The sequence below is a fragment of the Pseudomonas morbosilactucae genome (assembly GCF_023241665.1).
Lineage (GTDB): Bacteria > Pseudomonadota > Gammaproteobacteria > Pseudomonadales > Pseudomonadaceae > Aquipseudomonas > Aquipseudomonas morbosilactucae.
This window is the reverse complement of record NZ_JALQCX010000066.1, coordinates 23,116-44,203: the sequence shown is the minus strand read 5'-3', so window position 1 is coordinate 44,203 and position 21,088 is coordinate 23,116. Positions and strand designations below refer to the sequence as shown.

15 protein-coding genes are annotated in these 21,088 nt (G+C 64.8%); 6 read left to right on the top strand and 9 right to left on the bottom strand.

Going from position 1 to position 21,088, the window contains the following annotated elements:
* The 5 genes from M1B35_RS28595 to M1B35_RS28575 all read right to left on the bottom strand — a co-directional run.
* Window positions 1-1,099, bottom strand: a 1,099-nt coding sequence (locus M1B35_RS28595) for a lytic polysaccharide monooxygenase (RefSeq protein WP_268263722.1), incomplete at its 3' end; no start/stop codon positions are given.
* 243 nt (window positions 1,100-1,342) lie between these two features.
* Window positions 1,343-2,929, bottom strand: a complete 1,587-nt coding sequence (locus M1B35_RS28590) for a lytic polysaccharide monooxygenase (protein WP_268263721.1) — start codon at window positions 2,927-2,929, stop codon at window positions 1,343-1,345.
* Between the two features lie 136 nt (window positions 2,930-3,065).
* A complete protein-coding gene (locus M1B35_RS28585) occupies window positions 3,066-6,725 on the bottom strand; it encodes an ATP-binding protein (protein ID WP_268263720.1) in 3,660 nt (1,219 codons plus the stop codon).
* 35 nt (window positions 6,726-6,760) lie between these two features.
* On the bottom strand, window positions 6,761-7,402 hold the full coding sequence (locus M1B35_RS28580) for a response regulator (RefSeq protein WP_268263719.1): 642 nt from the start codon (window positions 7,400-7,402) through the stop codon (window positions 6,761-6,763).
* Between the two features lie 304 nt (window positions 7,403-7,706).
* Window positions 7,707-8,144, bottom strand: coding sequence for an Lrp/AsnC family transcriptional regulator (locus tag M1B35_RS28575; protein WP_123335932.1), 438 nt, complete (start codon window positions 8,142-8,144; stop codon window positions 7,707-7,709).
* A 132-nt stretch (window positions 8,145-8,276) separates the two neighbouring features.
* On the opposite strand from M1B35_RS28575, the gene M1B35_RS28570 reads away from it, so the two are divergent.
* Window positions 8,277-9,170 carry a DMT family transporter gene (locus tag M1B35_RS28570; protein WP_268263718.1) on the top strand — a complete coding sequence of 298 codons (894 nt, stop codon included), beginning with the start codon at window positions 8,277-8,279 and terminating at the stop codon, window positions 9,168-9,170.
* Between the two features lie 6 nt (window positions 9,171-9,176).
* On the opposite strand, the gene M1B35_RS28565 is transcribed toward M1B35_RS28570, so the two are convergent.
* The 4 genes from M1B35_RS28565 to M1B35_RS28550 all read right to left on the bottom strand — a co-directional run bounded on the left by M1B35_RS28565 (window position 9,177) and on the right by M1B35_RS28550 (window position 14,056).
* Window positions 9,177-10,217 (bottom strand): FUSC family protein, encoded by a 1,041-nt coding sequence (locus M1B35_RS28565; protein ID WP_123336131.1) that lies wholly within the window; start codon window positions 10,215-10,217, stop codon window positions 9,177-9,179.
* Between the two features lie 66 nt (window positions 10,218-10,283).
* Complete coding sequence (locus M1B35_RS28560) at window positions 10,284-11,909, bottom strand: NADP-dependent glyceraldehyde-3-phosphate dehydrogenase (RefSeq protein ID WP_123335936.1); 1,626 nt, start codon at window positions 11,907-11,909, stop codon at window positions 10,284-10,286.
* Between the two features lie 186 nt (window positions 11,910-12,095).
* Window positions 12,096-13,133 carry an AraC family transcriptional regulator gene (locus M1B35_RS28555; protein WP_123335938.1) on the bottom strand — a complete coding sequence of 346 codons (1,038 nt, stop codon included), beginning with the start codon at window positions 13,131-13,133 and terminating at the stop codon, window positions 12,096-12,098.
* A gap of 8 nt (window positions 13,134-13,141) precedes the next feature.
* Window positions 13,142-14,056, bottom strand: coding sequence for a GGDEF domain-containing protein (locus tag M1B35_RS28550; protein ID WP_123335940.1), 915 nt, complete (start codon window positions 14,054-14,056; stop codon window positions 13,142-13,144).
* Between the two features lie 439 nt (window positions 14,057-14,495).
* On the opposite strand from M1B35_RS28550, the gene M1B35_RS28545 reads away from it, so the two are divergent.
* The 5 genes from M1B35_RS28545 to M1B35_RS28525 all read left to right on the top strand — a co-directional run bounded on the left by M1B35_RS28545 (window position 14,496) and on the right by M1B35_RS28525 (window position 21,072).
* Window positions 14,496-17,021 carry a TonB-dependent receptor gene (locus M1B35_RS28545; protein ID WP_268263717.1) on the top strand — a complete coding sequence of 842 codons (2,526 nt, stop codon included), beginning with the start codon at window positions 14,496-14,498 and terminating at the stop codon, window positions 17,019-17,021.
* Window positions 17,022-17,076: 55 nt separating this feature from the next.
* A complete protein-coding gene (locus tag M1B35_RS28540; protein WP_268263716.1) occupies window positions 17,077-18,999 on the top strand; it encodes a phytase in 1,923 nt (640 codons plus the stop codon).
* A 96-nt stretch (window positions 19,000-19,095) separates the two neighbouring features.
* Window positions 19,096-19,806 carry a protein TolQ gene (gene tolQ, locus M1B35_RS28535; RefSeq protein ID WP_268263715.1) on the top strand — a complete coding sequence of 237 codons (711 nt, stop codon included), beginning with the start codon at window positions 19,096-19,098 and terminating at the stop codon, window positions 19,804-19,806.
* A 13-nt stretch (window positions 19,807-19,819) separates the two neighbouring features.
* Window positions 19,820-20,266, top strand: coding sequence for a protein TolR (gene tolR / locus M1B35_RS28530; RefSeq protein WP_123335948.1), 447 nt, complete (start codon window positions 19,820-19,822; stop codon window positions 20,264-20,266).
* Window positions 20,263-21,072, top strand: coding sequence for a TonB family protein (locus M1B35_RS28525; protein ID WP_268263714.1), 810 nt, complete (start codon window positions 20,263-20,265; stop codon window positions 21,070-21,072). The genes tolR and M1B35_RS28525 overlap by 4 nt, the downstream gene beginning before the upstream one ends.
* The last annotated feature ends 16 nt before the right edge of the window (window positions 21,073-21,088 follow it).

Sequence of the window (21,088 nt, the reverse complement as noted above, 5' to 3'; positions counted from 1 at the left end):
CCTTGGCGATGGCGTTGAAGTGCAGGTCGACCTTGCCGTCCTTCAGGGTGTACTCGGGCTGCATGCCGGTGATGGCCAGTTCGCCCGGTTTGGCGGCCTGTTCCTTGTCGATCATCACGTTGACGATGTCGCTGCCTTGCTTGACCAGGATGTCGTTCTTGCCGAAGTTCGGCACCACTTCGTCCTTGTCGTTGAGCAGGCCCATCTGGTAGCCCTGCTTGGCGGCGTTGACCTTCTTCGCCAGTTCGCGCGGCCACACGTCGGCCTTGGCCAGCTCGGCGGAGTCGATGTTCAGTACCACTTGCTTGGCGTTCACTTCGCCCTGTGCGTTGAACACCCGGGTCTTGACCTTGTCACCGATGTTCAGCGCCTGGGGCTGTACCGCGCCCACGGTGGTCCAGGACGACGGAATGACCGCACCGTTGTCGATGTTCAGGTCGACCACGCTGTAGAAGGTGGCGTCGGTGTCATGGACTTTCCAGGTGGCCAGCAGCACGTGGTAGCCGCTGCGGTCAGACGGGATGTTCACGGTGTGCTGGGTCTTGCCACCGGCAGGGGCCGGGGTGTTCAGGGCTGGCCAGGGCTCGTTGAGCAGGGGCTTGAGCTCGAAGGAATCGCGGGTCAGCTTCTGGTTCGGGTTCCAGTCTTTTTTGGTGATGTAGAACTGCCAGTAGCGAGTGGCGTGACCGGCGGTGTACTTCCAGGTGAAGGTCTGCGGGCCCGGCTTGACGGTGGTCTTGGTCCAGCGAGTGGCCGATTGCTCGTTGATCTCGGCGAAGCGGTCAAGGCCGCCGGCGGGGATGGTGCCATCGGCTGGGCCGCATTGGGTGAAGTCACCGGTACAGGCCTGGGCGCTGCTTGGGAAGTGCGAGAAGCCGCCGCCCGGGCGACCGATGTACTCGGCGCTCTGCGGTTCATAGGTGATGGCGCCGCAGTTGGCATTGAGCTGGCCGCCACTGCTGCTGCACATGAAGGAGCGAGCCTTGGGGGATTCGATGTAACCGTGGGCGGACGCCTGTTGCGCGGCCAGACCGGCAGCACCCATGGCCAGGACCAGAGGCAGTTTGAGGAACGAGCGGGCTCGGTTGGAGTTGATCATTGAGAAAGCCTTGAGCGATTGGAAGTGAATACAAAAGGTCTCGGGGTTGCGGATGGGGTCCGACCTGATAGGGCGGCGGGCGTCCGTGCCGGCGCGTCCCCGAGAGCAGAAACAGGCTACGGGGCGGGGCGGGGCGGTCCCATGGGACGAGTACGAGAGTGGTTCGCCAGTGCCTGCCTGGCAGGCAAAAAAAAGCGTGGCACTGATTGGCCACGCTCAATGTTCAACGCGTCGTTTTAGGGGTTATTGGCGATCCCAGGCCATGCCCCAGTGGCTACCGGTGCCCGGCTCGTATTGGGTGGCGCCGGCTTTCCACTGCACGCAGTAGCCGCTGTACGGATGCGCCTTGCACTTGTAGGTCTTGCCGTCCTTGGGTTGCAGGACCCGGGTGCCGGCCTTGTAGGCGCTCAGCCCTTGTGGGAAGACGTGGTCGTACTGGCCGCCTTCAACGGGCTTGTCGCCGCCGGTGCCCGGTTTGTCACCACCGGTTCCGGGCTTCTCGCCACCACCGACGCTCTCTTCAGCCTTCACGGTGAAGCGCGCGGTCTGCTGCATCAGTTCGCCTTTCTTCGAGCTGGAGACCACCACCAGATCGTATTTTCCGGCCTTGATGTCGTTCAGTGAGATCGAGAAGTGCGGGGTCAGGTTGCCGATCGGTGCATGTTCATAGGCCAGGGTCTTGCCTGTGGTGTCGAACACCTTGGCGAAGACCATGTGCTCGTCTTTCGGGTCGCTGGCCTTGACGATGGCGTTGAAGTGCAGGTCGACCTGACCGTTCTTCGCGGTGTATTCAGGCTGCACGCCGGTGACGCTGAGTTCGCTCGGCTGGCTGGCCAGTTCCTTGGCGATGACCACGTTGCTGATGTCGCTGCCCTTGTTGACGAAGATGCTGTTCTGGCCTCGGTTGGGCACGATCTGATCCTTGTCGTCCAGCAAGCCCATCTGGTAGCCGAGCTTGGCGGCGTTGACCTTCTTCGCCAGTTCGAACGGCCAGACGTTTTCGTTGGCCAGTGCTGCCGAATCGATGTCCAGCACCACTTGCCTGGCCTGTTGCTCGGTGTGGGTGAACACCCGGGTCATGACCTTGTCGCCGACCTTCAGCGGTTCGGGCTGCACCGCGCCGATAGCGTGCCATTGCGATTCAACGGCGTGGGCGTTATCGATGTTCAGGTCCACCACCGAGTAGAAGGTGTTGGAGTTGTCGTGGACTTTCCAGGTCGCCAGCATCACGTGATAACCGCTGCGGTCGGCCGGGATATTGACCACGTGCCGGGTGGTCTGCCCGGCTTTGGCCGGCATGCTGCCGTTCCACTTTTCATCCAGCAACGGGGTCATCTCGAACGAGTCGCGGGTCAGTGGCTGGTTCGGGTTCCAGTCTTTTTTGGTGAGGTAGAACTGCCAGTAGCGGGTGGCGTGGCCGGCGGTGTACTTCCAGGTGAAGGTCTGCGGGCCCGGCTTGACGGTGTTCTTGGTCCAGCGGCTGCTCGACTGTTCGTTGAGCTTGGCAAAGCCGATCATGCCACCGGCGGCAATGGTGCCGTCGGCCGGGCCGCAGGTGCGGAAGTCGCCGGTGCAGGCCTTGGCGTTGCTCGGGAAGTGCTCACGGCCACCACCCGGGGTGCCGAAGTACTCGACGCTCTGGGGTTCGTAGGCGACAGGGCCGCAGTTGCCGTTCTGGTTGCCACCACCGGCACTGCACATGAACGACCGGGCTTTCGGGCTTTCAATGTAACCGTGGGCGCTGGCGTGTTGAGCCGCGAGCGAAGCCATACCGATAGCCATGGCCAGGGGCAACTTGAGGAATGAACGGGCTCGGTGCAACGTGATCATCGATTGATCCTTGGTTGGAAATTATTGGATTCAACAGGCGATCGTGGGGAAGGATGTGGCGGCTCCAGTGATGGCCGGGATCCCTGTCTGGCGCCCCTCGAAAGCAAGCGCCAGGGTAGGAACAGCAGCGACCGGCTTAAATGGGACGGGTACGAGATTGCACCAGGGGCGCCCGGGCGATGCCTCGCGACCAGGGCTGGAATGGCTGGCGCAGGGCCGCCAGATCGGCCTTGGCCTGGTCGAAAATGCGTTCCAGGGTCGCCAGCAGCTCAGCCTGGCAGCGGCGTACGGCAGCCGGTTGTTGCGTGTCGGCCTGGCGCAGGGCATGGCAGCTGGCGGCCATCTCGCGGGCATCGATCAGGCAGGCAACGCCGCTGAGGCGATGGCTCAGGTCACCGATGATCTGGGGTGTTTTGGCCAGGTCGGCGAGGCGCAACTGGGTGATTTCCTGCTGCAGGTTCTGGGTCAGTTCCAGGAGGATGCGCCGGCGCAGGATCGCGCTGTTCTTGCCCACCTCGTCCAAGTGATCGAGGTTGAAGGGGCGCTGCGTTCGGGGCTCGGCGTCGATGGGCGCGTGGTGGCTCAGGACTTCCCGCAGGCGCGCCAGGGTCACCGGCTTGACCATCAGGTCGTTCATCCCGGCGTTGGAGCATTGGGTGGCCTCGTTGCTCAGGGCGCTGGCGGTGTAGCCGATGATCAGCCGCGGTGCCAGGCCTCGGCGCTGCTCGTCTTCGCGGACCGCACGGGTCAGGGCATAGCCGTCCATCTCCGGCATGTTGCAGTCGCTGATCAGCACGTCATAGGGCGCCTCGCGCAACGCCAGCAACGCCTGTTCGCCGCTGCTGACATGCTGGGCCTGGTGGCCCAGGCGCTGCAGTTGCAGGGTCAGCACCAGGCCGTTGGTGGAGACGTCGTCCACCACCAGCACCCGCAACGCCTGGGTGGCCGGTTGCGGTGCCGGCAGTTTGAGGGGCGGCGCCAGGGCCGGCTGCCACTTCAGGGGCAGTTCCACGTGCACGCAGCAGCCCTGGCCGGGCTCGCTTTCCAGCCAGATATGGCCGTCCATCAATTGGCTCAGTTGACTGCAAATGCTCAGGCCCAGCCCCGAACCGCCGTACAGGTGAGCGGTGCGGGCGCTGGCCTGGCGATAGGGTTCGAAGATCAACGGCTGCAAGGCCTTGGGGATGCCGATGCCGGTGTCGCGCACACTCAGGGTCAGCAGGCTGACGCCCGGGCGCAGCACACGTTCGGTGACCCGGGCCTGGATGCTGCCACGGTCGGTGAACTTCAAGGCATTGCTGATCAGGTTGTGGAAAATCTGCTGCAGGCGCAGGGCATCCACCAGGTACAGGCGGTGCGGCGTGGCCTGGTAATCGAAGCGCAGGTGCAGGTTTTTCTCCTGGGCCTGGGCGGCGAACAGCCCCAGGCTGTTGCTCAACAGCGGTTCGAGGGCGGTGGGGTGGGGCGCGAGTTGCATGAGGCCGCTCTCGATCTTGTCCAGGTCGAGGATGTTGCCGATCAGGTCGATCATCGAGGTCGCCGATTGCTGCGCCACCCGCAGGTGGTGCGACGGTGTCTGGCGGCTGCTGGTCTCAAGCTCCAGCAGGCCCACCAGGGCATTGAGCGGTGTGCGCAGTTCATGGCTCATGCTGGCAAGGAATTCGCTCTTGGCGGCGCTGGCCTGCTGCGCCGCTTGCTTGGCTTCCCGCAGCTTGAGTTCCAGGTGCTTGCGTTCGGAAATATCCAGCCAGCCGCCCAGCAACCCCTGTAACACGCCCCGGGCGTTGTAGAAGGGCACCAGCCATTGGTAGAGGTAGCGCTCCTGGCCGTTGATCAACAACCGAGTGTCGAGAAAGCGCGGGCGATGGCTGGCCAGCAGCAGGCGGTGTTCCTCTTGCAGGGCCTGGGCGAAGTCCTCCGGCATGCTCGGCTGTTCCGTGGGCAGGCGCTCGCGGACCTGCTCCTGGCGGGTGCTGAAAAACTCTTCATAGGCCCGGTTGCAGGTGCTCAGGCGGCCTTCCAGGTCACACACGTAAAGCGGCGTTGGCAGGCCATTGAGCAGGGAAAACTGGAACGCCAGTTTGTCCTGCAAGCGGGTCTGGGCACTGTTGGTTTCCTTGATCTGGCGCTTCAGCCGCCAGTTCCAGATCAGCGACAGCACGAAAATCAGCAACGCCACCAGCAGCACGTGCCAGGCTTGCTCGGCGATCCATTCCCAGAGCGCAGCGTCGGGGCGTTGTTCGGCAATCAGTTGAATGTCGCTTTGCGGCGTCTTGGCCAGGGCGTCCAGCAGCTTGTCGAGGATGCTCAGCAGCTCCCGTGATCCGGGCGCCACGGCGAACTGATGAGGCGTGGGCGTGGCTTCGAAACTCAGGCCGAATTGCAGGCCCTGGCCGGGCAGGGCTTCGGTGCCCACCGGGGTGTCGAGGGTGGCGTCTACCTGGTATTGCAGCACTCGGTCCAGGGCCTCGCGGTAGTGCTCGGTGAGCAGCAGTTGGATGCCTGGGTAGCGTTGTCGCAGGTAGCCCAGCAAGGGGTGATTGCGCGGCAGCGCCAGCTTGCGCCCCTGCATGGCTTCCAGGGAACTGGGGGAGCTGTCGCCGGCACGGATGATAAAGGCCCAGTTGCGGGTGCCGTAGGCCTGGCTGAAACCGACCCCCCGGGCGCCATCGGAAACCGCCAGGCTGCGGGTGGTGAGGTCGGCGTTGCCGGCCAGCAACTGCGCCAGGTCGCCGGCCTTGGATTGGCTGGGCTGGATCTCCAGTTGCAGGCGCAAGGTACTGGCCAGGGTCTGCAGCAGGTTGATGCTCAGGCCGGCCCACTGGCCGTCGGCGCGACGATAGAGGTAGGGCGGTGCTTCCTCGGCCAGCAGCCTGATCCGTCGATGGGCGCCGAGCCAGGCCAGTTCCGTGGGGCTCAGGCTGAAGGATTCGGTGGGGGCGAAGGGAAAGGGCTGCTGGCTGGAACTGTGCTGGATCTTCTGCTTGTGGGCTGCGGGAATATTGCCCAGCACGTAGTCGATCAAGGTGCGCAGGGCGCGGTCGTCGCGGCGCATGGCGAAGGCGAAACCGGTGTTGGGCAAGTAGGCGGCAAACTTGTTGTGCAGGCCCAGGTCGGGCCGCGCCTGCATGTACAGGTTGGCGCGGAATTTATCGCTGATAAAGGCATCGGCCTGCTCGCTGGCCAATTGTTCGAAGGCCTGGGCAGTGGTGCGCACCAGGGCCACCTCGGCCTGCGGGTAGGCTTGCCTGACCATGGCCGGGCGCAGGTAGTTCTCCAGCACCAGCACGCGTTTGCCCGACAGGTCCGGGGGCAGGCTCTGGTCGTTGTTGCGACCGACGATGATCGGCTGGTTGTCCAGGTAGGGCTGGCTCAGGATCAGGCCGGGTTCATGGGCCTCGAACTCGCTGGCCCGGGGCAGCAGGTCTATGCGACGGTCGAGCAAGGCCTGGATGGCGGCCTGGGGCGAGGGCAGTTCCACCCGCTCGAAGGTCAGGCCGAGCTGGTCGCCGATCAAGTCCAGGTACTGATTGGAGAGGGCCTTGAGCACCTGATTGCCGGCGCTTTCCAGGGGCCGCTCCGGCGGCGCGATGGTGGCCACACGCAAGGTCTTGCTGGGCAGGGCGTTGCGCATTTCCAGCAGCCGGGTCAGGGGCAGGGTGCCGCCCTCGGTGTTCGGCGGCTCGGCGCCATGGGCTGTGCAGTGGGTCAACACGCCGAGCAGGCCCAGCAGGGGGAACAGCAGCCGGCAACGGGACCGCCGCGTGGCAGGCGCAGAAAACGCTAAGGGGGGCATGGGCAAACGCTCCAAGGGGCGACGCGGACGAGGGCTCAGGACAGGCCGTGTTCCTGGATGTACAAAAACAGGCTGGCGTCGGTGTCCAGTCCGAGCTTGCGCATGGCGCTGCTTTTTTGCGTGCTGATGGTTTGCTTGCTGCGGCACAGGTGCAGGGCGATGGCCCCCACGCTCATGCCCGAGCCGTACAGGCGCAGCACTTCGATCTCCCGCGCGGACAGTTGCTCGAGTTGCAGCAGGGGCTTGCCGTGGTCCGCCGTGCGCGTGTCCAGCAGGCGTTGCATCGACGGCGAAACAAAGGGCGCCCTAGGGCTGGCGTTGATGGCCTTGGGCAAATCGTTGAGCAGGCCGCGCTTGCTCACCAGCCCCTGGACCCCGAGTTTCAGCACGCTGCTGATCAGCGCCGGGTTGTCGAGCATGGTGATCACCACTATCGCCAGTTGCGGATAGCGGCTGCGCAAGCGGTGGATCAGGCGGATGCCGTCCACCTGTTCCCCGCCCGGCATCATCAGGTCCGTGAGCAGCAGTTCGCAGGGGTGGTCCTGCAGGTTCTGCAACAGGCTTTCCACGCTGTGGGCCTGGGCCACCACCTTCAGGTTGCTGCGCCGTTCCAGCAGGGTCTGAATCCCAATAAGGGTCAGCGGGTGGTCATCGGCTATCTGGACGTGGATCGACATCGTTCACAAGTACTCGGCTTTTCGACAGGCATGGGGGCGCAGCAAGGCCGTGCTCCTGGTGCAGGAGGCAGGCCTTTTGCCTGGGGGGTGGTCAGAGGTTTCGCAGGGTATCACCGAAATTGGCGGCCAAAAGACGTCGGCCTGCACTTTAAGAATCGTCTGATACGAACTGGGAAAGCTCTGGGTTTGAGGCAGGTAATGGCGGTAAAAGACGTAAGAAACGCCTCTGAACCGGGGGCAGGCGAGCACTTTCAAGCGCTGGATCAGCCAGTTCGGCGCCCCCGTGCGAGGCGCCGCCCGGGGCTCAGGTCATGGGGGGCAGACGCCGCTTGAGCGGGGACTTCTTGATGATCGCGGTGTTGGTTTCGGCGAAGTGGTTGAGCCCGTCAAGCAGGCTGTCCAGTTGCTCCATGTCGCGCACTTGCAGGCGCGCGATAAAGCAGTCATCGCCAGTGACCTTGTCGCAATCGGTGAACTCGGCGATCGCCAGGATCTGCCGCTCGACCTCCTGCAATTTGCCCGGCAAGGGCCGGATACGGACGATGGCCTGGAGTTGGTAACCCAGGAACTTGGGGTCGATTTCCAGGGTATAGGCCTTGATCACGCCGCGTTCTTCCAAGCGTCGCAGGCGCTCGGCGACACTCGGTGCCGACAGCCCGCTGATCTGCGCCAGGGCCTTGAGGGAGCGGCGCGAGTCGTCCATCAGGGCATTGATCAGGCATTGGTCGATTCCATCCAGCATGGCAGCCTCGTTAGGTGAATGGTCGTTTTTGCCTTGATAAAAAAGGCGTTGAAGGCTTGTAGCCTTGCATTGTCCATGGAGCGGCGCAAGGCCTCACCGCATACTTTTGGCTCTTGTCGAGGAGCCTGAAAAATGGACAAAACATTGAGTCGTGGATCCCTGGAAATGACCACCGCCATGCTGATTTCCGGCACCATTGGCTGGTTTGTGCTGGTCTCCGGGCAGCCGGTGCTGGACGTGGTGTTTTGGCGGTGTGTGTTCGGTGCCGGTGCCTTGCTGCTGATTTGCGGCGTTTTCGGCTTTTTGCGTAAGGATATTCTGACGAGCCGCCGTTTTCTGCTGGCGGTGCTCAGCGGGGTGGCGATTGTCGGCAACTGGGTGCTGCTGTTCGCTTCCTACTCCCGGGCCTCGATCGCCATTGGCACCGCGGTGTACAACGTCCAGCCGTTTATCCTGGTGGGCCTGGCGGCGTTGTTTCTCGGTGAAAAAATCACCGCGCAAAAGCTCTCCTGGCTGGCGCTGGCCTTTGCCGGCATGTTGGCCATCGTCAGTGCCCATGGCGAGCAGGGGGCGGTGGGCAGCGACTACCTGTTGGGCATTGTCCTGGCCCTGGGTGCGGCGCTGCTGTACGCCTTCGCCGCGTTGCTGATCAAGCATCTGAGCGGCACGCCGCCCCATCTGATCGCGCTGATCCAGGTGTGCACCGGGGTCCTGCTGCTGGCGCCCTGGGCCCACTTTGACGCCTTGCCGCAACAGCCAAGCGCCTGGGCCAGCCTGGTGACCCTGGGCGTGCTCCACACCGGAGTGATGTACGTGCTGTTGTACGGGGCCATTCAGAAACTGCCCACGGCCCTGACCGGCGCCTTGTCTTTCATCTACCCGATTGCGGCGATTGCCGTCGACTGGCTGGCGTTCGGGCATCGCCTGCAAGCGCTGCAATGGCTGGGTGTAGCGGCGATTCTGCTGGCGGCGGCCGGCATGCAGCAGGGCTGGAGCCTGGGCCGCCGCCGGCTGCTGAGTTCTTGAGACGGTTCAGATTTTCCAGTGGGGCGCACTGTGGCCCAGGCGCTGGCGCATTTCCCCCAGGTTGCTCAGCAGTTGCCGGGTCAGCAGCCGGTAACCGTCCAGCTCGCTGTACAGCGGCGGGGCCACGACCGGTGCGGTAGGACTGGGCCAAGGCTGTTGCAGGCGACGGATAGCTCCGGATTGCAGGGCCCGAGCCATGCCGACCAGCAGTACGCGAATCTGCCGGTGCTCATCCTTGAGCAGGCTTTGCATCTGCGCCATGGCCTGGGCATCGCTGGCATCGGGGCGGGTGTTGCCGAGGATTTCCAGGGTGCTGAAGCACATGCGCAAGTGACGCTGCAGGGCGTCCAGTTCGGTCATGGAAATCCGTACTTCCTTGGACACCGACGGCATCAGCGAGCGCAGTTGCAGCAGGGTGCTGTTGAGGCGCCCGAGGATTTTCAGGTGCTCGTCGTCGGTCACCGACTGGCCGCCGACAATGCGCCCGTACAGGGTCGCGCAATCGCGCAGGGCACTGGCCAGGTTGTAGCGCCAGGAATACACGGCGTACAGCGGAATGGCGAAGGAAAACGCCAGGGCCAGGGCGATGCCGATCAGGATGTCCACGGCGCGCCAGAGGCCGTCGCTGACCTGATTGTCGCCATGACCGGCGACGATAAACACGGTGATCGCCGCCAGCAGCGCGGTGTAACCGCCCTTGCCGATGGCGTGGTAGGAGAAGTACCCGCAGACCGTGGCCATGCCCAGGTAGGTGACCCAGGGCAGGCCCAGGTAGGCCTGCTGGATAATCAGCAGCAGCCCGACCCCGGCGCCGACCAGGGTGCCGATGGCCCGCTCGGCGGCCTTCTTGCCGATGTTGCCGTGGTGTTGCAGGCCGCCGATCACCACCAGCATGGTCACCGAGGCCCACTCGCCGTGGGGCAGGTTGAGCCCGGTGGTCAGCACGATGGTGGCGATCAGGCCGAGGGCCACGCGCACGGCGTGGATCAGTTTGGCGTGGCGGTAGCGCCGGTACGGGTCCAGCAATGGCAGCAGTACACGGCGCAACAGCGGTGGCAGGGTGAATGCGCGCAAGCGCTTTAACGGGCCCAGATCAGGTCCTCCTGTGGGACGTCAGAAAATGTAATCGGTGGTCAGGAAGCTCGACTCGCGCTGACGGATGATGTCGCTGATCAGCGTTTTGTTGCTCTCCAGGAATTTGGTCGCCACCAGGGTACGGATCGAGAAGGTGCGCAACGCATCATGTACCGACAGCGTGCCCTCGGCGGAGTTCTTGCGGCCGTTGAACGGGAAGGTGTCGGGGCCGCGCTGGCACTGGGCGTTGATGTTGATCCGCCCCACCTGGTTGGCGAAGGTGTCCACCAGGCGTCCGACTTCGGCGGGGTCGGTGCCGAAGATACTCAACTGCTGGCCGAAGTCGGATTCCAGGACGTAGTCGATCACCGTGTCCAGGTCGCGGTAGGGCACGATGGGCACCACCGGGCCGAACTGTTCTTCCTGGTAGACGCGCATTTGCGGGTTCACCGGGTACAGCACCGCCGGATAGAAGAACGAGGCCCGGGCTTGGCCGCCCTCGGGGTTGATGACCTGGGCACCGTGCTGGACGGCATCGGCCACCAGGGCGTGCAGGTAGTCGACCTTGCTGTTCTCCGGCAGTGGCGTCAGGGCCACGCCCGGCTCCCAGGGCATGCCCGGTTTCAGGGTCTGCAGCTTGGCGTTGAATTTCTCGATAAAGGCCTGCACCACGTCTTCGTGGACGAAGAGAATCTTCAGCGCGGTGCAGCGCTGGCCATTGAACGACAGGGCGCCGGTCAGCGCTTCGTTGACCGCGTTGTCGAGGTCGACCTCGGGCAGCACGATCCCCGGGTTCTTCGCATCCAGGCCCAGGGCCGCGCGCAAACGGTGGGGCTTGGGGTGGAGTTTCTTCAGGTCGCTGGCGGCCTTGTTGGTGCCGATAAAGGCAAAGATGTCGATCTTGCCGCTGGCCATCAGGGCGCTGACGGTCTCGCGTCCGCTGCCGTAGATGACGTTGATCACCCCGGCTGGGAAGCTGTCGCGGAAGGCTTCGAGCAACGGCCGGATCAGCAGCACGCCGAGCTTGGCCGGCTTGAACACCACGGTGTTGCCCATGATCAGCGCCGGGATCAGGGTGGTGAAGGTTTCATTCAGCGGGTAGTTGTAGGGACCCATGCACAGCGCCACGCCCAGGGGCACGCGACGGATCTGGCCGAGGGTGTCCTGCTCCAGCTCGAAGCGGCTGGAGCGGCGGTCCAGTTCCTTGAGCGCATCGATGGTGTCGACGATGTAGTCGCAGGTGCGGTCGAACTCTTTTTCTGAATCCTTGAGGTTCTTGCCGATCTCCCACATCAGCAGCTTGACCACCGCGCTGCGCTGCTGGCGCATGCGCCCGAGGAAGGCTTCCACGTGCTGGATGCGTTCGGCCACGCGCATTGTCGGCCAGGCGCCCTGGCCCCGGTCATAGGCGCGTACGGCGGCGTCCAGGGCGGTGAGGGCGGTGTCGGCATCCAGCAGCGGGGTGCTGCCGAGAATCACTTGTTGGTCACCGTCGGCGGTGGCCAGGTACACCGGGCTGCGGACCACGGCCAGGGGGCCGTCCCAGGTCTGCAACTGGCCATCCACCAAGTAGTCACGCTGTTCGATCGGGCCTTCCAGGCGGTAAGGCTCGGGGATGTCGGCGGCGCCGGGAAACAGGTTGTTCAGGCGATTGGCTGTGGTCATGACTCTACCCCGTGTTGGAAATAATCAGTGCGCAGATGGCCGTGGAAACGTCGCTCCAAGGTTTATACGCCTATCTGGCGCGGTGCTTTAAGGATTTTTCACTGAGCCGGGGCAGGGCGGCGCGCTCGGCAGCCGAGTGTTTTCAGCGGGCGCACGCTTGTCCTCGCGCGGGTGTTGGCCGGTGCTTCAGTCGCTGCCCAGTAACTGGCGGATCAGCTTCGGGGTGCTGCCGGTCCAGCGCTTGAACGAGCGGCGGAAATTGGCCGCGTCGTTGAAGTTGAGGTACTCGGCCACCTCTTCGTTGCGCCAGCCCTTGATCTGGTACAGGTACAGGGCGACGTGCTTGCGCACCTGGTCCACCTGTTGCTGGAACCCGCTGTGGTGTTTGTGCAGCTTGCGCTTGAGGGTCGCCGGGCTCATGCCGAACGCCTGGGCCGCCTGTTCCAGGCTGGGGGCCTGGCGCACATGGGTTTGCAGGTACAGGTAGATGCAGTCCAGAAAGCTGCTGGCAAAGCCCAGCTCCCGCCCCTGCTCGGCGGCTTCCAGGCGTGCCACCTGGCCAGCGGTGGCCGAGGCGTTGGGCCAGGGCTGGGCCAGGTACTCCCGGGGGATACGCATCATGTCCAGGGGGCGCTGGAACTGCGTGTGTTCCCCCAGGTGCACCCAGTACTGCTCGACATAACGCGGCTCGGCGTGGCTGAAACTGCATTCCCAGGGCAGGCGCTGGCCGCTGAGCCACTGACTCATGCCGGCCAGGGAGGTCATGCTCGCTTCCAGCAGAAAGCGCCAGTGCTCGCCGGCGCCACAACTGTCCAGCCAATAGCAGTAGGCGTAGTGCTCGTCGAACAGCAATCGCGGCGCAGCCAGGGGGCTGAGCAGGGCCTGGTGCTGGACCAGGGTGTCCAGCGCCTGGTGCAGGCTGTGGGCGTGGCGCAGGGCATGGCTGGCGGCACCGTAATGCCCGGGCAGCAAGCGCTGGCCGAACAGGAAGCTGCTGTCGTCGGCGTCCAGCAGGCGCCGGCTGTTGCCGATCAGCCCGAGAAACTGCTGCGGGCTGAGCAGGGCCTGGCCGGCGAGGATGTCTTCGTGGAACAGCCCGGTGCCCCGCAGCAGGCGATGGCTGTCGATGTCCCGGGACAGGGCCAGGTCCACCAGCGCCGCGGGTTGGTAATGCCCGGGAATAAAGCGGCTGTCGTTTTCGTACCAGGTGGTTTTCAGAGTCATGGTGCGCCTCAGGCCGTCTTGGCCAGGGGCTGCTTGGCCCGGGCCAGCGCCAGGTTGAGGCGTTTGAGCAAGCCTTCCGGGGTTTCGTCGAGGGCCATCACCACTGCGCAACTGGCCGACAACTGCAGGCGCTCGCCGTGCTGCCGGGTCTTGTGGGCCAGGCTGTGGATCGCCTGTTGCAGCTCCTGGGCCAGAAGCCGGGCCTGGCGCTCGCCGGTGTTGGGCAGCAGCACCACGAAGCGGTCGCCGGCCAGGCGGCACAGCAGGTCCTGGCGACGCAGGTTGAGCAGCAGCAAATGGCTCAGGGCCTGGAGCAGCGCATCGCCCTCGGCGTGGCCGTAGTTCTGGTTGATGGCGGCGAAGTTATCCAGGTCCAGGGCCAGCAACGACAGCGGCTGCTGGTGTTGGCGACTGTGTTCCAGGGTGTCGACCAACTGGCGCTTGAGGTAGTCGGCGCTGCCCAGGGGCGTGAGCTTGTCGAACAGCCGGTGCTCGCGGAACAGCCGTTCGCGTTTTTCCATTTGCGCGCTGATGGCCAACTGTTCGCGGTGCCAGTGGTAGATGCCGATCGTCAGCAAGACCATGCCTACTGGCATCGGCCCGGATTCCAGCCAGTGGTCCCAAGTGATGCTGGCGGGCAGGCGGATGAACTCGTCGAGGCTGTCGATCCACCAGGAAAAGAAGATGCAGCTCAGGCCCAGCGCGAGGTAGTCGGTGACCCGCCCGGCGGGCCGGCTCTTGAGCACCAGCCCCAGCCAGACCAGGGCCAGCAGCGCCGAGCCACCTTCACCGACGATGTCGAGCCAGACCCATTCATCGAACCGTTTCAAGTCGCCGCAGGCCAGGTGCAGCAGCAACCCGGCGTTGGCCGCGAGCAACAGCACGGCGAGTTTCCAACGATGGGGTTTGAGCACGGAGAACATGGCCGCGATCCTTTTGCCAGGAATGAATGGGCGCCAGCACAGCAGATGTTTGTGACAGCCGGGTGACACCCGTAAAAACCGCGTCGGGGTCGAATCAGCTCACACTCATCAGCCGATTTTTTTCGCCCCGATACCGCGCCCTCCCGTCCCTCGCCAAACCCCAACCCGCCTGTAGGAGCCGGCTTGCCGGCGATGGCCCCCGCCTATCCACCGTCCACCTCAAGACGGCATCGCAGGCAAACCCGCTCCTGCAAAAGCCTTTACCTCGGTGCCGTGGGGGTCATTTCAGCTCATTCCGTGACTCAATCCCCCGGCAAAGAGCCCTTTACGCCTTGCGCCGCCCAGGCCTGTCACAGAACCGTCATTCGCCGCCCCTAGCGTGCCCTCCCAGTTGCCGGGCCCCTTGCCCGGCGTCAGCGGATTCTTTGGGGAGGCCACCATGTACAAGCGCAGCGCCAACGTCGGGCTCGTCAGCTTCACGCTCACCGCATTGGCCATGGCGATTGCCAGCGAGCGCCTCAGCGCCGCCGAGCCAGCCGCCACCGAGCACGTGGAGGTGGTGGGCCAGGCCGCCAGTATCGACAAGGCGCTCAAGGAACAGCGCAGTGCCGACAGCATCAAGAGCGTGGTGCACGCCGACGGTGTGGCCCAGTTGCCGGACCAGAACGTCGCCGAAGCCGCCCAGCGCCTGCCGGGCATCAGCATCGAGCGCGACCAGGGCGAAGGGCGCTTTGTCAGCGTGCGCGGCCTGGGCCCGGACCTCAACAGTGTGACCATCAACGGCACCCTGGTGCCTTCCCCGGAGAGCGAACGCCGGGCCGTGGCCCTCGACGTATTGCCCTCGGAGCTGGTGCAGTCGCTGTCGGTGATCAAGACCCTGACCCCGGACATGGACGCCAACTCCCTGGGCGGCACCGTGGACGTGAAAAGCCTTTCGGCCTTCGACCACAAAGGCCTGTTCTACACCGGCAGCAGCGAGGCCAGCTACGACAAGAACAGCGGCCAGACCAGCCCGAAATTCTCCGGTGCGGCGAGCAACCGCTTCAGCCTCGGCGACGGCATCGACAACTTCGGCGTGGCCGCGGCCCTGAGCTGGCAGAAGCGTGACTTCGGCTCCGACAACGTGGAAACCGGCGGTGCCTGGGACTTCGAGCAAGGTGCCAAACTGCAGGAGTTCGAGCAGCGCGACTACGACATCAGCCGCGAGCGCGCCGGTGGCGGCCTGAATTTCGACTACAAGCCCGACGACTACAGCAGCTACTACCTGCGCACCCTCTACAGCCGCTACAAGGACAGCGAGACCCGCAACTCCACCAGTATCGAATTCGCCGACCCGCAGGCCGCGGGGGAATTGGGTGACGCCGAGGGCAAGCGCAAGCTCAAGCAGCGCGACGAGACCCAGGAAATCCAGTCCTATGTGTTTGGCGGCGAGCGCCTGGTCGGGCTCTGGACTCTGAGCGGGCAAGCCGGCTACAGCCGCTCCAGCGAAGACAGCCCGGGGCACATCGCCGGTGCCACGTTCGAGGGCAACAGCGACTTCAGCGGCAGCGGTTTCTACGACAACGACAAGCCTCGGCCGATCATCAGCCCCGGCTTCTACGACCCGGCCAACTTCAGCCTGAGCAAGGTCGAGTGGGAAAAGCAGAAAACCACCGACACCGAGAAAAACCTGCGCCTGGACCTGGCCCGGGACTACGACTTCAAGGGCTACGCATCCCAGGTCAAATTCGGCGGCAAGGTCAGCCGACGCAACAAGGACAACGACCTGGAAACCTGGGTCTATGAAGACTTCGACACACTGGGCTTTACCAGCGACCAGCTCAACCTCAGCCAATTCCAGAAAGGCACGGTGGACTATCGCCTCGGCCAGTTCGGCCCGGGCATCAGCGCTGGCGCCATCGAGCAGTTGATTGGCGGCCTCAACGCGGCGGACTTCTATGACGCGGTGGAGTCCCGGGTCAACGACTTCAAGATGAGCGAGGACATCAACGCCGGCTACCTGATGAACACCCTGGACATCGGTGACTGGCGCTTTATCGCCGGCCTGCGTTACGAGGGCACCGAGTTTTCGGCCAAGGGCACCGGGGTCACCGACGGCGCCTTTACCGACACCCAGACCCAACGCCGTTATCACCACTGGCTGCCGGGCCTGCACGCCCGTTACCAGCTGGACAAGAACACCCAGGTGCGCGCCGCCTGGACCAAGTCCGTGGTGCGCCCGACCTTCGGCCAACTGGCCCCGGGTTTTGTCATTGACGGCGACGAGGCGAGCTTCGGCAACCCCAACCTCAAGCCCCTGGAGTCGAGCAACCTGGACCTGGGCATCGAGCACTTCATGGGCCGCGCCGGCACCGTCTCGGCCTTCGTGTTCTACAAGGACATCCAGAACTTCGTCTACAACACCGACCTGGCCGGCAGCGGCGCCTGGGCCGGCTTCTCCGAAGCCCACAGCTTCGCCAACGGCGACAGCGCCAAACTCTACGGCCTGGAACTGGCCTACTCGCAGAAGTTCGACTGGTTGCCTGCGCCGTGGAACGGCCTGCTGGTCGGCGCCAACAGCACCTTCAGCCGCTCCAGCGCGAGCATCGAGGGCTTCGACCAGGCCAGCGGGCGCAATCGCAAGCGCGACATCGACCTGCCCAGCCAGTCGGACACCGTGGGCAACCTGATGCTCGGCTGGGAGAACGACAAACTCAGCCTGCGCGTCTCGGCCAACTACAAATCGGACTACCTCTACGAACTGGCGGGCATCAACGACAAGGCCCATGACCTGCACGTGGACGCCCAGACCTTTGTCGATTTCAGCGCCAAGTACGCCCTGAGCAAGAACCTGCAAGTCAGCTTCGAGGCGCAGAACCTCACCGACCAGCCGTACTTCGTCTACACCGGCAACCGCGCCTACAACGGCCAGTACGAAGAGTACGGCCCGACCTACAAGCTCGGCCTGACCTTTACCCACTTCTGAGCCACCGCCCGGCGCCCTTGGCGGTGCCGGCCTGAATCGACAACCAAGGATTGTGATGAGCACTTTATTTGCCCCGAAAAATACCCTGCTGGCCCTGTTGATCGGCCTCGCCAGTGGCGCCGCCCTGGCCGCGCCCAACGTGCCCGGCTTGAGCCTCAAGCCCTGGGCCGAGCAGCCACAAGGGGTGACTGCCCTGGGCTTCGTGCCCAGTGGCCTGGGCGCCGATCGGTTGCTGGCCAGCGAGCGTGACGGCCTATTGCTGCTGGACGAGCAGGGGCGCCAGTTGGCGGCGCTCAAGGGTTCCTTCAGTGGCCTGGACAGCCGCGTCGCCGGCCAGCAGCTGTTGGTGGCCAGCCTCGACAACCAGCGTCAACAGGCGCTGTTGGTGAGCGTCGATCCGGCGGCCCGTCGCTGGGGGCAGCCGGTGTACCTGCCCACCCGCGACTACCCGGTCAATGGCCTGTGCCTGTACCGCGATGAAGCCAGCAACCTGTTTCTGTTCCTGGTAGGCGAGGAGGGCAAGGGCGAGCAATGGCTGGTGGGCAAGGGTGCCCAATTGAATGCCGAGCCCCTGCGGGTACGCGGCCTGCCGCTCCCCCCCGAGGCGCAGTTCTGCCAGGTGGACGATGGTGCCCAGCAACTCTTGGTGAATGAACAGAATGTCGGCTGGTGGGCGTACCCGGCCCATGCCGAAGCCGACACCGCGCGCGCCCCGGTGGCCCTGCGCGCGCCCTTTGGCGACATCAAGAACAGCGCCGGGGCCATGGCCCTGATGCCGGGCGGGGTGCTGGGCCTGGACCCGAAGGCGGCGCAGTTGCACCTCTATCAGCAGCAGGAGAAAGGCTGGAGCGCCAAGGCCACGCTGCCGTTGGCGGGCCTCAAGGAACCGGAAAATCTCGCCGTGCGCGCCAGTGGCAAGGGCCTGCAAGTGCTGCTGCGCGATGACGAGGACGGGCGCCTGTATCAGGGCCAGTTGAACTGGCAGGCGACCCCGCCGAGCCTGCCCCCGGTGCTGCCGACCGTGGAGCCTGTGGTGCAGAGCGACCCGGTGGGACGCCAGGGCGATGCCGCCGACGATCCGGCGATCTGGGTGCACCCGCAGCAACCGTCCCTGAGCCGGGTGCTGGGCACCAATAAAAAGCAGGGCCTGCTGGCGTACGACCTGCAGGGCAAGCTGCTGCAGGAACTGCCCGTGGGGCGCTTGAACAACGTCGATGTGCGTCCCGGGTTCAAGCTCGGCGAGCAGACCGTCGACCTCGCCGTGGCCAGCAACCGCGATCACAACAGCCTCAGCCTGTTCGCCATCGACCGCACCAGTGGCGAATTGCGGGAAGCCGGGGAGATCCCCACGCCGCTCAAGGAAATCTACGGCATGTGCCTGTTCCAGCCCGCCAGCGGCGAGTTGTACGCCATCGCCAACGGCAAGGACGGCACCTTTGTGCAATACCGCCTGAGCGCACCCAATGGCAGCGTGCAGGGCGAGTTGGTGCGCCAGTTCAAGGTGGCCAGCCAGCCGGAAGGCTGCGTCGCTGACGACCAGCGCCAGCGGCTGTTTATCGGTGAGGAAGATGTCGGCGTCTGGGCCGTGGACGCTCGGCCCGAGCAACCGGCGACCCTGGCCAGTGTGGTCAAGGTCGGCGGCCTGCTCCAGGCCGACGTCGAGGGCCTGGCCCTGTACCAGAGCGCCGCGCGTGACTATCTGGTGATTTCCAGCCAGGGCAACGACAGCTACCTGGTGCTCGACGCCGAGCCGCCGTTCGCCAGCCACGGCGCATTCCGCGTCGGCCTCAACGCGGCGGCGGGGATCGATGGCGCCTCGGAAACCGACGGCCTGGAAGTCACCTCGGTCAACCTCGGCGGGCCCTGGAGCCAGGGCATGCTGGTGGTCCAGGACGGCCGCAAGCGCATGCCCGAGCAGACCCAGAACTTCAAGTTCGTGCCCTGGGCCGAGGTCACCCGGGCCTTGCAGTTGCCCTGATCGGCCCGTCATCAATCGGTCATCCATTTTTCATCGAATAGCCCACAGGCCAGCGTGCAGCGTTGGCCCGTAGGCATCAGGCAAAGGAGTTTCACCATGCAGGCCACACTCGAACACATGACGATCTGGGGACTGATCAGCGACGCCAGCCTGTTGGTCAAGGCGGTCATGCTGACCCTGCTGCTGGCATCCCTGCTCAGCTGGTACCTGATCATCCAGCGCAGCCGTGTGCTGCGCGGGCGGGAAAAACAGATGAACGAGTTTGTGCAGCGTTTTCGCCGGGCGCCGGAGCTGCTGCCGCTGTACCGCGAGACGGCCCAGGCCAGTGACGGCGAGGGCGGCGTGGAGCAGATTTTCCACGCGGGTTACCAGGAGTTCGGCCACTTGAAACAGTCCGGCGGCAACCCGGCCGAGGTGGTGCTGGAAGGCGTGGAACGAGCGCTGTACGTGGCCATCAGCGAGCAGGAAGTGCGCCTGGAAAAGGGCCTGCAATTTCTCGCCACCGTGGGCTCGGTCAGCCCTTACATCGGCCTGTTCGGCACCGTGTGGGGGATCATGAACTCCTTCCTCGGCCTGTCCCAGGTGCAGCAGGCGACCCTGTCCACCGTGGCCCCGGGCATCGCCGAAGCCTTGATCGCCACGGCCATCGGCCTGTTCGCGGCGATCCCGGCGGTGATTGCCTACAACCGCTTCTCGGCCCGCAGCCAGACCTTGCTGACCCGCTATTACGCCTTTGCCAACGAGCTGCAGGTGCGCCTGCACCGCACGTTGCATGGCGCGCCGATCAACCTGGCCGTGGCCGCCTGAAAGGAGAGTGCACATGTTAGTCAGGCCGCAACGCAAGCACGGGCCCAAGGCGGAAATGAACGTGGTGCCTTACATCGACGTGATGCTGGTGCTGCTGGTGATCTTTATGGTCACCGCGCCGATGCTGACCCAGGGGGTGAAGATCGAATTGCCCAAGGTCGCCAGTGAAGCCCTGGCCAACGACACCCGGCAGCAGATTCTTACGTTGTCGGTGAAGGCCGAGGGCGGCTACTACTGGAACCTGGGCGGCGAGCTGGACACGAAAAACCAGACCGACAGCGCCGTGGCCCTGGACGAGATGCGCGCCAAGGTGGCGCAGATTGTCGCCGAGCGCAGTGACACCCAGGTCTATATCCGCGCCGACAAGGACGCCGGTTACGGCAGTGTGGTCGCGGCCATGGCGGCCTTGCAGCAGGGCGGGGTGCACAACCTGGGGCTGGTGACCGAGGCCCCGCAATGACTGCGCTGAGCTTGCAGGTCGCGTTCTGTGACGAGCCGCGCCGGGCGCGCGAGGTGTTCTGGCGCAACAGCCTGGCGGCGACCCTGGCCCTGGCCTTGCACGCGGGTGTCCTGGTGCTGTTGGTGCTGGGCTGGGCGGTGGAGCCGCCGCCGGTGCAGGCGCCGGCGGTGTTGAAAACCCAACTGGTGATGTTGCCGCCGGCGGCTGAACCCCAGGCCCCGGAACCCTTGCCCGTGGCGGCGCTGCCTGCCCCGGTGGAGCCCCAGGTGAGTGCGCCACCGGAGCCGGCCAAACCGCTGCCGCCGGTGCGCGAGCCGGCACCGAAACTCGAACAGGCGGCCCTGGCCCGCAAGCGTGTGGAAGAGCGCAAGCGTGAGGAACAGGCCGAGCAACAGCGCCAGCGCCTTGACACGGAAAAGCGCCAGCGCGAAGCCGAGCAACAGCGGGTGGCCCAGGAACAGGCGCAGCAGGCGCAACGGGCAGAGCAGGCGCGGGTGGCGGCGGAACGGGCACGGCAGCAGGCGGCTGCCGCTGACAGCCGTCAATACCTGCCCCTGAGCAAGGAGGCGCCGGACTACCCGCAACGAGCCCTGGACAAGGAACTGGAAGGCGATTGCACCGTGGAGTACAGCGTCAATCCCCTGGGGCGGGTGGAAAATCCCAAGGTGCTGGACGGCTGTCATCCGTTGTTTATGCGGCCCTCGCTGGCCGCGGCCAACACCTTTCGCTACCAGCCGCGGATCGTCGATGGGCAAGCGGTGACGGTGCCGGCGGTGCGTAATACGTTTCATTATCGAATCAAGTGACTGCGAGGCGATTACA

What these genes read in the sequence shown, in the direction of transcription:
- M1B35_RS28545 (WP_268263717.1), top strand. Translation starts at nt 14,496, where the DNA reads ATGTACAAGCGCAGCGCCAACGTCGGGCTCGTCAGCTTCACGCTCACC.
- M1B35_RS28540 (WP_268263716.1), top strand. Translation starts at nt 17,077, where the DNA reads ATGAGCACTTTATTTGCCCCGAAAAATACCCTGCTGGCCCTGTTGATC.
- M1B35_RS28580 (WP_268263719.1), bottom strand. Translation starts at nt 7,402, where the DNA reads ATGTCGATCCACGTCCAGATAGCCGATGACCACCCGCTGACCCTTATT.
- M1B35_RS28570 (WP_268263718.1), top strand. Translation starts at nt 8,277, where the DNA reads ATGGACAAAACATTGAGTCGTGGATCCCTGGAAATGACCACCGCCATG.
- M1B35_RS28560 (WP_123335936.1), bottom strand. Translation starts at nt 11,909, where the DNA reads ATGACCACAGCCAATCGCCTGAACAACCTGTTTCCCGGCGCCGCCGAC.
- tolQ (WP_268263715.1), top strand. Translation starts at nt 19,096, where the DNA reads ATGCAGGCCACACTCGAACACATGACGATCTGGGGACTGATCAGCGAC.
- M1B35_RS28525 (WP_268263714.1), top strand. Translation starts at nt 20,263, where the DNA reads ATGACTGCGCTGAGCTTGCAGGTCGCGTTCTGTGACGAGCCGCGCCGG.
- M1B35_RS28585 (WP_268263720.1), bottom strand. Translation starts at nt 6,725, where the DNA reads ATGCCCCCCTTAGCGTTTTCTGCGCCTGCCACGCGGCGGTCCCGTTGC.
- M1B35_RS28590 (WP_268263721.1), bottom strand. Translation starts at nt 2,929, where the DNA reads ATGATCACGTTGCACCGAGCCCGTTCATTCCTCAAGTTGCCCCTGGCC.
- M1B35_RS28550 (WP_123335940.1), bottom strand. Translation starts at nt 14,056, where the DNA reads ATGTTCTCCGTGCTCAAACCCCATCGTTGGAAACTCGCCGTGCTGTTG.
- M1B35_RS28555 (WP_123335938.1), bottom strand. Translation starts at nt 13,133, where the DNA reads ATGACTCTGAAAACCACCTGGTACGAAAACGACAGCCGCTTTATTCCC.
- M1B35_RS28575 (WP_123335932.1), bottom strand. Translation starts at nt 8,144, where the DNA reads ATGCTGGATGGAATCGACCAATGCCTGATCAATGCCCTGATGGACGAC.
- tolR (WP_123335948.1), top strand. Translation starts at nt 19,820, where the DNA reads ATGTTAGTCAGGCCGCAACGCAAGCACGGGCCCAAGGCGGAAATGAAC.